The sequence below is a fragment of the Peptoclostridium litorale DSM 5388 genome, assembly GCF_900141635.1.
Lineage (GTDB): Bacteria > Bacillota > Clostridia > Peptostreptococcales > Peptostreptococcaceae > Peptoclostridium > Peptoclostridium litorale.
The window spans coordinates 1-14552 of sequence record NZ_FSRH01000009.1; the positions used below are offsets into that span (position 1 = coordinate 1).

Below are 14552 nucleotides of genomic sequence, written 5' to 3' on the forward strand. Positions count from 1 at the left end.
GCCGCTGAAAGGCAAATCAAGCCGTTTGTTATCGGTCGCAAAAATTATCTATTCTGCAAATCACCTCATGGAGCAAAAGCCAGCGCCATGGCATACAGCATAATAGAAACAGCCAAAATGAATGGCCTGAATCCTTTTTACTATTTGAAATACCTGTTCGAGCAGCTTCCGAATACAAAACTCAGCACTCCATACGCACTGGATCATCTTCTTCCGTGGTCTGAAACCCTGCCGAAAGAGTGCCTTAAAACATTTGAATCTAAAAAATAGAAAACGTCCTATTTGTGAGTATTATCTCATAGATAGGACGCTTTTCATATGTGGGTTGTATTTGACGGATACTGTTTTCCTCTATGAACCTGTCTATAGCCATAAGAACTTCTAATTCCTTGCCTATCATATCCTCGCTCCTTTCACTAAAACAAGAACATTTCCATCTATCCCCATTATAGCTGAACATTAGTTCTCTGTAAACAGCTGTATTTACATGTATCCTGTGCATTGTATACTTTGAATATCAAAAAGAGAACCACCCCGTAGGATGGTCCTCTCTACACTTACTAAACCTTAACCACGATTACAAAATAACTTCGTAACTTCGTGCCTAGTTCACTGTACTTTTATTAGTCGATTACATGCTCAACTGTAATGTCGTTTTCTACATTTCCAGCTAAGTCTTTAACATCTCCAACTAGCTTAACCTCAACTGCTGCAGTTGCATCAGCTGCTTCAAGGTTAGTTGTTAAGTTTATTGTTATAGTATCAGTAACTCCACCTGCATAAACAACAGATGCAATTACATAATTTGTTTCGTCTCCACTATCATCAAATGCACCATCAGTAGCAGAAGTTACTGTGAAGTCAGCTTTCTGGATAGTTGTTGGGTCAAGTTCTTCTCCAACTGCTATAACAACTGTAGCTCCACCACCTGTTGCTGTAACATCTCCATCAGCAAATGTGAATGCTGTATCGTCTCCTTCAGCTACATCACTTTCTGTTGTGCTAACCTCATTACCCGCAGCATCCATTACTCCATTAATTGTAACTGAGTAAGTTTCTCCTGTCTGTAGGTTGTAAGCATCATCACCAGTTCCGTCGAAAGTAATCGTAGCAGTAGTTGCATTAGTGGCAGCTATAGAGTAAGAATCTGCACTTATAACAGTGCCATCTTTATCTTTAACTGTCCAGTTTCCTTCATCAATAACACTCGCTGCTACTACGTTTTCATCAAATACTACAGCAATTGTATCATTTTCTTCGTCAGCCACTGTAGTCGCCGTAACAGAAGTTACCTCCGGCTTTGTTATATCAGTTAAAGCAACTGGTGCTGCAACTGTAGCAACTGCAAATGCCTTTCCAGCCAAGTTAGTTACTGCAGCATTCATAGTCACATTCGATACAGCAGTTAATGCAGTGTCTACGTCTAGAGTTACAGTAGCTTCTTCAGCATCTGCATCCCATGCATATGTTGCTTGGATAACATTTTCGCCACTAGCTATAGTGTAGTTAGATGCCTTAGCTGCCTCAGAAGCTATTAGTTCTTCACCAAATGTTAATACAACTGCTCCTGTTGCAACATCTGTTTCAACAATCGATGGAGCCGCTGGAGCAACTGCAACTAGTGCAGCTGAAACTGCATCAGCATCTCCAGTAGCTGTACCTAGAGCTTTTCCTGTAGTTGTTGTAACATTAGATGCAACAAGTTTATAGTAATATCCATCTTGTAGGTTTGGTGAGTCTAGTGTTATTTTAACTTGTTTTGCATTTCCTTGAACCATAGCAGCTGTTGCATTTGTAAGTGATACTGCTGTAGCTTCAGAGAAATCAGTATTTGATGTTGATTGAAGAACTACATAGTTATTTACGTCAGTAGCTTGTGCAGTATTAGGCTCTGCATTGAAAGTAATTGTTAGGGTATCATTCTTACTATTTGCAGGAGCTGCCGCTGCTAGAGTATCAACAGTTAATTTAGCTGCATCTGCAACTGAGCTTCCGTTGAATGTATTTGAGTTTGTTCCGATTATGTTCATTCCTGGAGTATCTTTTACATTTGAAACAACGATTGTATATGGCGCTCCAGCAGTTTGAGTTGCAGTAGTTAGGAATACATCCATTGTGCCGTCAGCGTTTCTTGACTGAACATCAGCACTTGTAACCGCTAGTGCAGCACCTGTCGAATCAGTTATCGCATAGTTAGCTACTGTTTCAGCAGTTGCTTCGTCAACTGTTTCGCTAAATGTAACTTTTAGTAGGTTTGCATTTTCTGCAGAAACTGCCGATACTGTTGGTGCAACAAAGTCGCTAAACTGAAGAGCCACACCTGTAGCGTATGTCGTAGCATCGTTTGCCTTAGAAGCTTCGTCAGTTACAGCGCTTGCAGCAAGAACAATTTTCATATCTTCTCTCTTGTTGAAGCTTGTTTCAATTGCAGTAGCTTCAGTTGATAAATCAGTTCCAGTTGCAGCATTCAGTATGAATGTCAGTGTTGTTCCTGATTCAGTTCCACCTTCATCTTCTACGATGTCAGCTGCTACAGCAACGTTAGTAAGAGTTGTCACATTAGTAGACGCATCTTTCATTATTTTTATGTTAGCTTGAGTTATATCGCCAACATTTTGATCTATATTTTCACTAAATGTTAGTTTTAATTGCTTAGTGTTGTTGTTATAAGTAGCCGATACTAGTTCTGGCTTAGCATCGTCAGCTGTATATGTTACTTCAACACCTGTAGCATAAGTTTCTTGTCCTGCGACATTTGCTACATCAGCCTCGTTTGTAACAGCATCAGCTGCCATGAATACTTTAAGAGTTGATGATGTTGGTGCAGGAACTAGTGCTTCTAGTGTTGCTCCACTTGCTCCAAGGTCAAATTCCCAAGTGCTTAGTGTGGCAGTTGAATCTTCAACCATGCTTGCCGCTAAAGCAACAGCATCTCCTGCAGCAGTATTAGTGTCTAATTTGATGCTTGCAGCTGTAGTCAGTTCAACCGCTTGATCAAATGTTAGTGTTAGCATATTTGTTTCTTGGTTATATGCTGCAGCAGTTATTACAGCAGGTGTATTCTTAGTAACATTGAATGTTTCACCTTCAGTTGCTGTAGTTCCATCAGAGTATGCGTCTTCAGCAGACGTCAATACTAGTGCATCAGTCAATGCATTCACAGCTGTTTTATCAGCAGCTACTAGGCCTAGTGTGATAACATTTGAAGCTGTTTGAGTTTTAGAAGTAGCTGCCGCTAAAGTAACTCCGTTGATAGAAAGTTTAGTAGCATCTAAATCCGAAATAAGTACATCTTTATCAAATGTAACTTTCAAAGTTCCTAAAACACTGTCATAAACAGCAGCAGTTAACTCAGGAGCTTTTTCATTTATAAGGTCTGAAGCTGTAGGCTTGAATGATATTTCAGTTCCGTTGTAGATTCCGTTACCAGCAACGTCCTCAACATTAACAGGACCAACTGAATTTCCTAGAACTAAAACATAATCAGCAACTGTCATTGCTGTATCTATAGTTAATGTTACCTTTGTTCCTGTAGCATCTAAAACAGCCTGATCCGTACCAATTGCCGCTGCACCTGGTTTAGATACTGTAAAGTTAGTTGTAGCTATGTTTGCAGCTGCTGAGTCTAGCTTTTCATTAAATGTTATTTCTAGTGTCTTAGTTCCTTTTACCGCAACACTTGTTACTTCAGGAGCTTTAAAATCAAATGCATTAACCATTCCTGTAGCAACTTCAGCTGCTGTACCATTTACTGTCAGGTCTCCCTCTTTATTATTTAGAGAAGCGACAGTTAATTTATAAGTTTTGTTAGTCAAATCTGAAGCAACTTTTTCAACAGCAGATACTGCTACAGCATTTCCGTTCTCTAGTACTGTAAAAGAAGCTGCAACTGGAGCTTCAACTGGAGCTTCAGTCAAAACAACTGTAACAGTTGTAGAAGTAATAGCACTTACCGACTCAACAACAACGTCTTCAACAACTGGAGCTTCTACTGTGAATGAAGCTGCATCAGAAACAACCTCTCCTACAGTTACTGTGAAAGAGTGAGTTCCTGCTGGAAGAGCTGTTGCATACTCGTAGCTTATAGCTCCGTCAGTTATAGCAACGTCTGGTACAACTATAGCGTCTCCAGTTTCTGGAGTTATAGTTATAGTAGCTGTCGCTCCTGCTTCTGCGTTAGCTACAGCAGCTGCGAAAGTAGTAAGGTTAGAAGTAGCGTCAGTAGTTGCTGCTAGTGCAGATACTACAACGTCTCCACTTGCAAATGGGTTAGCTACAACTGCAGATGCAACAAGGTTAGCGTCCGCAAGAACGTTTCCTTCAGCGTCAGTTATAGATGCTGATTTGAATCCAAATCCTAGAGTCGCTCCGTCTGGTATAGCCACTACACTTGCATTCGACATACGAAGGTTAATAACTGCTGGGTTTACAGCATCAAGCTCAGCAAGGTCTACGTTTGCAATAGTTGCGTCTCCGTTAACTGTAAGGTGCTCTCCAGCCTCTCCTACAATTGCCATTATTTCAGAGTAGTCTGCAGTTGCATCAAGCGCTGCGCTGAATGTAACTGGAAGGTAGAATCCGTCTGCATCTTGCATTATAGTTGATCCTACTGTGTAAGAAAGTCCTTCAACTACTACGTCTCCGTCTCCTGCTGCGTACTTAACCGCATCAGCTCCAACCGCGTAGTATGTTACCGCTGGCATGTCTTCCGCTGTAGCAAATGTGCTGCTAACTACATCAAGATACATTGGGTTTTCTAGTGATCCTACTTTAGTGTATACAGGTGTTCCTGCCGTTATAGCAGCTCCAACCTCAACTACAGCGTCTACACTCGAGTTGAAGTAGTCAAAGCTGTAAGCGTTGTCGTTCACAACTACTGTTGGAACTGGAAAAGCTGCAAAAGAAGATGTTGCGCTAAGCACCATTGTAGATGCAAGAGCAACTCCCATTACTTTTTTAGATATTTTCATTACCGTTTGCCCTCCTTGAATTGAATTGAATTAAGTCAAAATAATTATATTAAAAGTACTGTTTGCTAGTATATGTCTACAACTGAAAAATTTTCCACTTCTCCGTCAGTCCATTTAACTGGAGTTCCGTCAAGTGGTACATTTTCAAATGTAGCTATAAGGCTTGAAGATGAATCGTAAACCATAACCTTAACAGTGTCCGGCTTTGCGATTGTTTCTGTTTCTACAGATACTGCGACTGGTGCAGTTGTCTGAGTTGCCACTTCGCTTCCGGCAACAACCAGATATTCCACAGCATAAGTGCTTGCGCCTTCAATGTTTGAAAGCTCTATTCCAACTGTACCGAATTCAAAGTTTCCTACCGATGTTCCAGTTGTGAAATTGGCCTTCACAGTAGGTGTGTTCGAACTCACTTCATCTCCATCGTTTGCTGCATATGTTGTTGTGTTTCCGTCAGGGTCATAATATTCAACTTCCGGAATGTCTGCAGCCGATCCCATCGTATTCTTTACAACGTCCATGAACATAGAAGTAGCTCCCTGCCCAACTTTAACGTACACACTGTCGTTATTGCTTATGGCCTGTCCGACTTCCATTATTGCCTGGACGTTCGAATTGAAGTATTCAAAGCTGTAGGCTTTTCCGTTTAGTATAACAGTACCTCCTGGCATTTCTGCAAATGAAGCTGAGATGCTCATCAGCAGGAACACAGCAGATACCAAAAGAATTCTGAATTTTTTTTTCATGATTATTACCCCTCAATTTAAACATAGGGTTTGAAGACCCACCTCCAAACCCTATGCATATTTGATTTAAAGTTGCCCTTTAAATTTTATTAAAGTGACTCGTTTGCGAAAGTCTCTATAAGAGTTCCGTTTGCATCGTATACTTTTACAGTAACTGTTGTTCCGAATGCTGCAGTCTCAGTAGCTGTTCCAACTGCAACTTTAGCTGTAGTTTTTTCTTCTCCTAGAACTGTGTAAGTAACTTCGTACTCAGCAGCTCCGTCTACATTTTCGAAAGTAGCTGTTATAGCGAAGAAAGTGAAGTTTCCTACTGAAGTTTCAGCGCCTTTTGCTATAGTTACGTCAGCTTCTTCAACTGGAGGCTCAACAGTTCCGCCATCGTTGTGAGCGTCGTAAGCTTCGTCGTAAAGATCCATGTCGTTGCTGTCGTCTTCGTCGTATATCTTGATTACTACAGCTTTTCCGTCTTTAACAACTGCTGTTATCATGTCGTCTTCGTCTATGTCGCTGAAGTCTTTCTCGTCATCAGTTTCGTAAACAACTACGTCTGCATCAGCCTTGAATGTCTCTATTTCGTTTCCGTCTTTATCTTCAACCTCGATGTATTTTCCGCTTATGTCAGAAACTGTACCAGTGTAGAACATGAAGTCTCCTTCTTCGCTCTTTCCGTCAGTTACTGAAGATACATCTATTGTTCCGTCAGTGTTTTCTGTGAATACTACTATAGTCTCAGCGTCAGAAACTTTTCCGCCGTCTATTTCGTAGTCAGCTTTTCCGTCTTTGTCGAACTCAACAAGCTCTACGAATGGGTCTCCATCCTTAGTCCACTTGTCAAGAACGTAAGCAGCTCTCTCGTCGTCAGACTTGATCTGAGCTACAAGAACTATAAGCTGAACTTCGTCGTTGTCGTCTACGAAGAATACAACGTCGTCTCCGTCACCTTTGTCTTCAAGTGAAGCAAAGTCTACAACTTCTACGTCTTTAAGATCGTCTATAGAGTTGTCTGACTTAAGACCTTCAGTGTAGTCGAATACTAGCACGTTTGAAGCCACGTTGTAGTCCTTGTTGTCAACTTCCATGCTGTCGTCAGTGAAGTCGTCAGTAAGTTCTCCAGCAAGAGGCTCGAAATCGTCGTCTGCATCTGCAACTTTAAGTATGTCAGTAGCATCGTATTCAGCTATCTTCTGGATAGAGTCTATTTCTCCGTCTTTGTCAAGTGTGTATTTTACTACGTCACCCTTCTGAACGTCGTCTTCTTCAGTGTATCCACCCATGAAGTCCTCATCGTCAGCGTCGAACTCGTAAGTTACTACTTCTTCCTTGTTAGTAAGTATCTTAACTGAAACGTCTCCGAAGCTTTCGTCTTTAGCTGTAACTACACCGTAAAGGTCTGATGAAGAAGCCTCAGCGTCTGTAGTTATGTGTCTTACGTATCCCTTAGCGTCAAATATAACTAGAGCCTTTTCGTCGTCTCCTGTTATATCGTTAAGAGCGTCTTCTCCGTCTCCTGAATCGAATAGAGCTACGTCTTTTCCGTCGTTAGATGAAACTGTAGCTTCTGAAGTTACGTCGTAAGTAGTTCCGTCTATTCTTACTTCCATCTTAGCTACGTTGTATCTGTCAACGTCGCCTTCAACAGTGCTTCTTACAACCACAACGTAAGCCACTTCGTCTCCGCTTGCAGCTTCCTCAAGGTTGTCTCCATCCATGTCTTCGTTGTTGATGTATATTACATCGTTCTTCTGGATGTCTTCAAGCTTCATCATTTTTCCAGTGTTGTCCATAACAACCACTTTGTCGTAGTCTTTAGCCTTGAATGTATCCTCATCGTCAGCGTCGTCTACGAAGTAAGTTATTGAAGATGCACTAGCTTCTTTAACAACACCTGAAGTCTTGTCCCAGCTGTATGCGTCTATAACTTTTATGTTTCCTTTGTTGCTTAGTACGGCCTTAACGAAAAGATTTCCCTTTTCAGCTTCGTCTTTGAAGTCAGAGAATTTTGTAACTTCTTTGTTGTCAAGGTATATAGTGTAGTCGTCTTCTAGCTCGTACTCTTTGTCAGCTTTTATGAAAGTCATTCCGTCATCTTCATCGATGTCTTCGTCTTCGTCTACTACATCGTAAAGAACCTTGAAAGGCTTGTCGCTTTCTTCAACATAAACAACTTCTTTGTCGTCGTTGATGTATACGTTTAGAGAAAGTCCAAGAAGAGCTGAAGTGTCTACAGAGTCAAGAACGTCGTAAGTTTCCTCGTCGCCGTCTTCAACGTCTATGCTTTTAACATTGTAGTCTTTTCCTATTTCAACTTTCATTTGGTCTTCGTCTATTGCCTTGTCTACCTTTGGAGTAGAAAGAACTACCGCTTCTTCAAGCTTGAATATGTCAAGTTTTTCTTCAAGAAGAGTTATGTCAGACTTAGAGTATTTTATTTCTGTTCCTGCAAGTGTTCCGTACTCGCTTATCTTAACAACGTCAGCGTCAAGAGTGTTGTCAACCATAACAGCCATTGATCCTCTGTCAGCGAATCCTGATGGAGAGAATACAACGTCCTTAGTTATTCCTTCTTCTGCAGCCTTAGCCACATAGTTTCCTGGCCAAGTTCCTGGAAGGAATGTATCCTGGTATCCAATAGCTCTTACAAGCATTGTAACAGCTTCTGCGTATGTAACCTTGTTAGCAGGCTTGAAAGTTCCATCTGGGTATCCTTTAAGGATTCCTTGTCCAACCGCTACGTTAACGTATCCAGCCGACCATCTTCCAGCTTCAACGTCTGCGAATTGAGTTCCGCCTATAGCAGCCTCTGCAGCTGATCCAAGTCCTAGTGCCTCAACAAGCACCTTTGCGAATTGCTCTCTTGTTACTTCTAGTTCTGGGTGATATTTTCCATCATCCATTCCATCAACTATACCAAATGCTGCAAGTCTTTCTACAGCCTTAACAACTTTTGCGTCTTCGATGTTAGCTGTAAGATCTCCAGCAGCAAATCCTAGGCTCATGCTTCCAGCTACAAGAGATGTAGCAAGAGCTAGGGAAACTAGCTTTTTGTTCATGATGTAATCCTCCTTTAATTTATAGCTATATTATTTTTTCCGGGCTTTATACCCATTCTACATTGAAGATTATACCACCCGTAATACAGCCAGTCAACAATGTCACTCCATCTGTAACATTTTTGTAATAATAAAGCTCAGCATTGTAAATAACCTTATCGGAAATTTTACCTAATGCTATTATACCGCTTTTCAACCCTTTGTAATATTACAATACTGTTACATAATATTACAGATGTGTTACGCATTTTTCATCCTGGTTTCCATTTGCTACTTTGCGTTCAATTTCCAGTTCCAATGTATATTATTGTTTTTTTATATTTTTATTTTGATTTTTCAATGGCGGCCTTCACAAAGTCCCTGAAAAGGGGCTGAGGCCTTGTAGGTCTTGACTTGAATTCCGGATGGAACTGTCCCGCCACAAACCAAGGATGGTCTTTCACCTCCACTATCTCAACAAGCCTTTCGTCAGGCGATATGCCCGATATTACAAGTCCGCTGCCAGTCAGCATGTCCTTGTATTCGTTGTTGAATTCGTATCTGTGTCTGTGTCTTTCGTATACCAGCTTTTCGCCGTAGGCCTCGTACGCCTTTGTCCCCTCGTATATCTTGCAAGGGTAAAGTCCAAGCCTCATGGTTCCTCCCATGTCCTCGACGTCGCATTGCTCGGGCATGAGGTCTATCACATGGTGTTTCGCATCCGGCGCAAGCTCTGCGCTGTGGGCTCCTTCAAGGCCGGCAACGTTCCTTGCGAACTCCACTACTGCAAGCTGCATTCCAAGGCATATTCCAAGGAAAGGCACCCCGTTTTCCCTAGCGTATCTTATGGCCTCTATCTTCCCTTCCACTCCGCGGTCTCCAAATCCTCCAGGGACAAGTATGCCGTCGGCGCCCGAAAGGTAGTCCGCCGCATTTTCCCTAGTTATGTCTTCCGAGCGGACCCAGTCTATGTCTACCTTGGCTCCCCCGTATATTCCAGCGTGCTTCAGCGCCTCGGCGACTGAAAGGTATGCGTCCTTGAGCTCCACGTATTTCCCTACAAGGGCTATTTTGACTTCCTTTTTGAGGGATTTCTCCTTGTTAACTATGTCTATCCAGTCGTCCATTTGGGCCTCTTTTGCGTCAAGCGAAAGCCCTTTCACCACAAGTTCGTCAAGCCCTTCCTTTTGAAGCATCAGCGGAACTTCGTAGAGGGTGTCGGCGTCGAGGTTTTGAACTACATGGCTTGGCTTCACGTTGCAGAAAAGCCCTATCTTGTCCTTCATCTCGTCTGAAAGCGGCTTTTCGCTCCTGCATATTATTATGTCAGGCTGTATTCCTATGCTCCTGAGCTCCTTTACCGAGTGCTGTGTAGGCTTTGTCTTCAGCTCTCCCGCCTTTTGAAGGTACGGCACGAGAGTGAGGTGGATGTACATCACGTTTTCTTCGCCAAGGTCGTATTTGAGCTGCCTTATGGCTTCAAGGAACGGAAGCGACTCTATGTCTCCCACGGTTCCGCCGATTTCGGTTATTACTACGTCTATGTTCCCTTCCTTCGAGACCCTCTTCATCCTGTCTTTTATCTCGTTTGTTATGTGAGGTATTACCTGGACGGTCCCTCCAAGGTAGTCGCCTCTTCTCTCCTTTGTTATTACAGACCAGTATATCTTTCCCGTAGTGACGTTTGAGTTTTTGGAAAGGTTTATGTCTATGAATCTTTCATAATGTCCAAGGTCAAGGTCCGTCTCAGCTCCGTCGTCTGTTACAAAAACTTCTCCGTGCTGGTATGGCGACATTGTTCCAGGATCGAAGTTGAGATAAGGGTCGAATTTTTGTATTGATACCGTAAGCCCTCTCGACTTTAGTATCCTTCCCAGCGAGGCTGCGGTTATTCCCTTTCCAAGCGACGATACCACCCCGCCCGTTACGAAAATGTACTTTGTGTCTTTTTTGTTTGCCATTTTGTACCTCCATTTTCCCTCTGCGTGGACATTGTTTCCAAAAAAAGAGTCAGGCCGCCCATCGGGCGACCTGACGTAAAATGATTACTTCCCAAGGTATTCAAGCGCCGCTTTGAGCTGGTTGTCCATATCGTCCGAAAGCATGAATTTCGAAAAATCTCCGCTCAGGCTCGAAAGCGTCTCTGCGCTCGCCTCTCCGCTTTGGGGCATTTCCACTTTGCCCTGGTATGCAACTACGCCTGCCGCTGTCGAGTCCCCGTATATTCCCTGAGGATCTGATATTTCATACCCTAAAAGCTGAAGCCTCTCCTGGAGCGCTAGAACGTCAAGTCCCGCGTCTCCCTTTTTCATTGCGTGGTCGGTTTCAAACGGAGTCATCTCACCTATGTCCACGACTTCGTCCGCAAACCTTCCGGCTTCTATGTCAGGTACGAGCCCTGTCTGGTCTATCGACCTTCCTGAAGGAAGTACGTATTTCGCTATTGTAAGCTTTATGGCCTCGCCGTTTTTAAGAGGCAGAAGCTTTTGCACGGTTCCCTTGCCGTATGTGTTTTCCCCTATTAGGACTCCCGACTTGCTATCCTGTATGGCCCCTGCGAGTATTTCAGAAGCGGATGCCGAGCCGCGGTCCACAAGCACGGCCACTTTGGAAAATACCGGAGTTCCATATGACGGATAGCTGCTTTCAGATCCGTTTTTGTACTTTATAGTGACTACTTTTCCCTTGGGTACGAAATCCTGGGCTATGGCCACAACGTCCACAAGGCCTCCTCCCGGATTTCCACGAAGGTCAAGCACCAGCTTGTTATTCCCCTGAGATTTCAGCTCGTTTACAGCCTTGCCCATGTTCTTTATGGAAACTTTCGAAAACTCCGAAAGCTTTATATACCCTATGCCGTTTCCAAGCTCCCTGTATTTCACCGGATTGAGCTCGACCTGGCCTCTTTTTACGGAAACGTCGAATCTTCTGCCTCTTCTCTCTATTGTAAGGTTTACAGACGTTCCTTCTTCGCCCCTTATCCTGTCCACTATTTCCTTGAGGTTTTCAGTGTCTGTTATCTCTTCTCCCTCTATCGCCCTTATTATGTCTCCAGGAAGAAGTCCCGCTTCAACCGCCGGAGAGTCTTCAATAGGCTCAAGTATTGTTACGTTACCGTCCCTGACCCCTATAAGGGCTCCTATTCCCGTGAAAGACCCTTCCACCTCTTCGCTGAACTGCTGGTTTTGCTCCGCGTCGAGGTATACGCTGTGCTTGTCGAGGGCGTCAAACATTCCTTTCACCGCGGCGTCTATGAGCTCTTCCTCCGATATTTCATCCGCCGCATAGTTTTTTATTATATAGTTCTTTGTTGCGTTGAAAAACTCCATATCCTTTTCGATGTCCTGCTGTGCGTATGAAATTCCGGAAGCAGCCATCACTGCAGCTACAGCAAATGCTGTGCATTTTGATATCATCTTGTTTACCTTCATATTTTGCACCCCAATCCGTATGACGTTTTATGGATATTTCTCTCTATAGTATATCACAAGCGGCATGTTTTCAATCTTACTTTTAGCTTACAGTTGCACATGGACTCTGCTATGACGACATTATAAAAGGGCTCTAGTATGGCATAGACCTCACGCTAATCTTACAGAACTCCATAAGAGCGTATCGGTTCATGCCATGCTGAGCCCTTGCAGTTTGAAAATGCAAGCCGTCCGGCAGGTTCATACTCCACATGCCTTTGCCATGCTATCTTTCGTAGTCCACGTCAAGGTCCTTGTCACTGTAGTCGTAGTTGTATCTTGCAAGGTCGTCCCCTTCCTCGTCCTCGACGTAAACTCTAACGTCCTCCTTGAACTCTCGGGTTATGTCCCTGCATATGTCTTCTATATAGTCCCTGAATTCATCCTTGTCCCTTTCGCCCCAGTATCCAGAGTCGCTTTTGTCAAAGTCGCCTTCCATTTTGACCTTCACATCCCCTGATGACCAAGAAAGCTTTATGTCGAACTCAAGCGTCTTGTCTCCCTTTGTGTACCTGTCGTAGTCATCCCTTATTTCGTCTTCAATGTCGTCAAGATCTTCGTCGTCATCATCGTCATCGCCATAGTCTCCGGAGAGAATTTCATTTTTCTTCCTCTCTTTTGCCAGCTCGTACTTCAGCCTTTCTATTTCCTTTTGCTCCTTGTCGTCCTCGTAGGCGTCATAGGGCCTTGAAAGGCTTTCCTGTACATAGTCATATCCCTTTGAGCTGTCTATCTCTATAGGCTTCGAGCCGGGCCTGGATATGTATATGTAAGGCCTGTCCGGATCCAGCGTTATTTCGCTTCCCATCATCTTTGACACTGCGTCAAGCGGCAGGTATACTCTGTTTTCGTATATGAAAGGCTCCGAAGAAAGCTGTTCCTGCTCTCCGTTGTATATGAGCTTTATCCCCGGTATCATTACGGTTATGTCTTTTGTCGTATACTCCTGTGCATAAGAGCTTGCAGAAAACATGCAAAACAGCATGACTAAAAGGGCCGCTTTATTGATCATCTTCTTTATGGTTTTATTTTCCATGTAATTCACCTCCTTAATACCACTTCATGCTTTGTAGTCCAGTTGTGCATATTAGCCCTGCACTATAAATGTTTATCGGCAGGCCTCCTGCATATCTTTAGACATTCCCTGAAGCTGCCTGCTCCCTTATAAATAAATATATACCCACTATTACAACCGCCCCACCTGCAATGGTTACAAACGGAGGCACCTCCCCAAGCAGGCCTACAGCCATTATCGATGCAAATACGGGCTCCGACAGGAGTGATGTGGATACGAACGTGGGGCTTATGTGTTCAAGCGACCAGTTGAAAAGGCTGTGTCCCAAAAGCGTGCAAAGCACCGCAAGAGCGAAGAATATAAGGAGCTCATTTTTAGGGTATGGCCAGATGGGGGTCTTCGTGGCAAAATCCATTGCAAGCAGCACGGCCATGCAGCTTGAATATACGAGAAATGTGTATGGCAGCACCGAAAACTTTTTCCTGACGCTCCTTCCTATGAGCATGTATCCGGATACGAACGCCGCCCCTAAAATCGCCAGAAAGTCGCCGTAAATCACATTGGAACCCGCAGCGCTGTCGCCAAGAGATATTATCACGCTTCCCAAAAGGGCTGTTATTATGTAGGCAAGAGCCTTCATCGAGGTGCTTTCCCTGAAGAACATGTAGCTTCCCGCAACAACGAATATGGCGTGCGTGTCGACTAGAACTGTAGAGCTTGCAACAGATGTATAGTCCAATGATGCAAACCAGGTCGTGAAGTGGAGAGCCAAAAACGCTCCTGAAGCCAGGCAAAGCAGAAGGTCCTTTCCCCTTATTTTCAATAGCTCCTGCCTGTGCCTCGTCAAAACGACAGGCGCAATAAGCACCACCGTAAATCCCAGCCTGTATGTGGCAACTATCAGGGCCGGCGCATCCGAAAGCCTCACGAGTATGGATGAAAATGATGTGAATAAAACACCTAGCATTACTATTACCTTTACTGTATTCGCGCTCATCTCGTTCTCCCTTCGCATTGGAATTGCTTATTTTGAAATCTTTGTGATTTTTTTGTACAAAAAAAACTGCCGGACCTGCCGGCAGTTTCTGCTTTTATGTAGCCTCTTATTATTCTGGCTGTGGTGCGTCTACTGGACAAACGCTTGCACAAGCTCCGCAGTCTATGCAAGTTGCAGCATCTACAACATATAGTCCGTCTCCAGCGCTTATAGCGTTAACTGGACACTCAGATTCACAAGCTCCACAGTTTACACATGCATCAGTGATTTTGTAAGCCATTTTAAAGTCCTCCTCTAATGTTTTTATTTTTTTGATAATGATTTC

At 43.5% G+C, this 14552-nt stretch carries 10 protein-coding genes; 1 reads left to right on the forward strand and 9 read right to left on the reverse strand.

What is annotated here, in order from left to right:
* A partial coding sequence (locus BUQ87_RS09220; RefSeq protein WP_143182446.1) for a transposase domain-containing protein occupies window positions 1–270 on the forward strand: 270 nt, incomplete at its 5' end.
* Here the strand turns inward: BUQ87_RS09220 and BUQ87_RS15245 are convergent.
* The 9 genes from BUQ87_RS15245 to BUQ87_RS09260 form a co-directional block, all read right to left on the reverse strand.
* Entirely contained in the window at window positions 260–400 is a 141-nt protein-coding gene (locus BUQ87_RS15245) for a hypothetical protein (protein ID WP_159434309.1), read from the reverse strand. The two genes, BUQ87_RS09220 and BUQ87_RS15245, sit on opposite strands and share 11 nt — an antisense overlap.
* Before the next feature lie 223 nt (window positions 401–623).
* Window positions 624–4970: a beta strand repeat-containing protein gene (locus BUQ87_RS09225; protein ID WP_038261788.1), complete on the reverse strand. Its 4347-nt coding sequence runs from the start codon at window positions 4968–4970 to the stop codon at window positions 624–626.
* A gap of 65 nt (window positions 4971–5035) precedes the next feature.
* The gene (locus BUQ87_RS09230; protein WP_038261791.1) at window positions 5036–5716 is read right to left on the reverse strand and encodes a hypothetical protein; all 681 of its coding nucleotides are present in this window, start codon (window positions 5714–5716) and stop codon (window positions 5036–5038) included.
* A gap of 89 nt (window positions 5717–5805) precedes the next feature.
* On the reverse strand, window positions 5806–8766 hold the full coding sequence (locus tag BUQ87_RS09235; protein WP_038261794.1) for an S-layer homology domain-containing protein: 2961 nt from the start codon (window positions 8764–8766) through the stop codon (window positions 5806–5808).
* A gap of 323 nt (window positions 8767–9089) precedes the next feature.
* Window positions 9090–10706, reverse strand: a complete 1617-nt coding sequence (locus BUQ87_RS09240) for a CTP synthase (RefSeq protein WP_038261796.1) — start codon at window positions 10704–10706, stop codon at window positions 9090–9092.
* Window positions 10707–10790: 84 nt separating this feature from the next.
* Window positions 10791–12176 (reverse strand): S41 family peptidase, encoded by a 1386-nt coding sequence (locus BUQ87_RS09245; RefSeq protein ID WP_052635901.1) that lies wholly within the window; start codon window positions 12174–12176, stop codon window positions 10791–10793.
* A 265-nt stretch (window positions 12177–12441) separates the two neighbouring features.
* Window positions 12442–13251: a stalk domain-containing protein gene (locus BUQ87_RS09250; RefSeq protein ID WP_038261800.1), complete on the reverse strand. Its 810-nt coding sequence runs from the start codon at window positions 13249–13251 to the stop codon at window positions 12442–12444.
* A 97-nt stretch (window positions 13252–13348) separates the two neighbouring features.
* A complete protein-coding gene (locus BUQ87_RS09255; protein WP_038261803.1) occupies window positions 13349–14227 on the reverse strand; it encodes a DMT family transporter in 879 nt (292 codons plus the stop codon).
* Window positions 14228–14336: 109 nt separating this feature from the next.
* Complete coding sequence (locus BUQ87_RS09260) at window positions 14337–14507, reverse strand: DUF362 domain-containing protein (protein ID WP_038262319.1); 171 nt, start codon at window positions 14505–14507, stop codon at window positions 14337–14339.
* Window positions 14508–14552: the final 45 nt, after the last annotated feature.

Bases quoted from the DNA above. Each gene is read 5' to 3' on its own strand.
- BUQ87_RS09230 (WP_038261791.1), bottom strand. From the start codon at position 5,716: ATGAAAAAAAAATTCAGAATTCTTTTGGTATCTGCTGTGTTCCTGCTG.
- BUQ87_RS09240 (WP_038261796.1), bottom strand. From the start codon at position 10,706: ATGGCAAACAAAAAAGACACAAAGTACATTTTCGTAACGGGCGGGGTG.
- BUQ87_RS09250 (WP_038261800.1), bottom strand. From the start codon at position 13,251: ATGGAAAATAAAACCATAAAGAAGATGATCAATAAAGCGGCCCTTTTA.
- BUQ87_RS09235 (WP_038261794.1), bottom strand. From the start codon at position 8,766: ATGAACAAAAAGCTAGTTTCCCTAGCTCTTGCTACATCTCTTGTAGCT.
- BUQ87_RS09255 (WP_038261803.1), bottom strand. From the start codon at position 14,227: ATGAGCGCGAATACAGTAAAGGTAATAGTAATGCTAGGTGTTTTATTC.
- BUQ87_RS09260 (WP_038262319.1), bottom strand. From the start codon at position 14,507: ATGGCTTACAAAATCACTGATGCATGTGTAAACTGTGGAGCTTGTGAA.
- BUQ87_RS15245 (WP_159434309.1), bottom strand. From the start codon at position 400: ATGATAGGCAAGGAATTAGAAGTTCTTATGGCTATAGACAGGTTCATA.
- BUQ87_RS09225 (WP_038261788.1), bottom strand. From the start codon at position 4,970: ATGAAAATATCTAAAAAAGTAATGGGAGTTGCTCTTGCATCTACAATG.
- BUQ87_RS09245 (WP_052635901.1), bottom strand. From the start codon at position 12,176: ATGAAGGTAAACAAGATGATATCAAAATGCACAGCATTTGCTGTAGCT.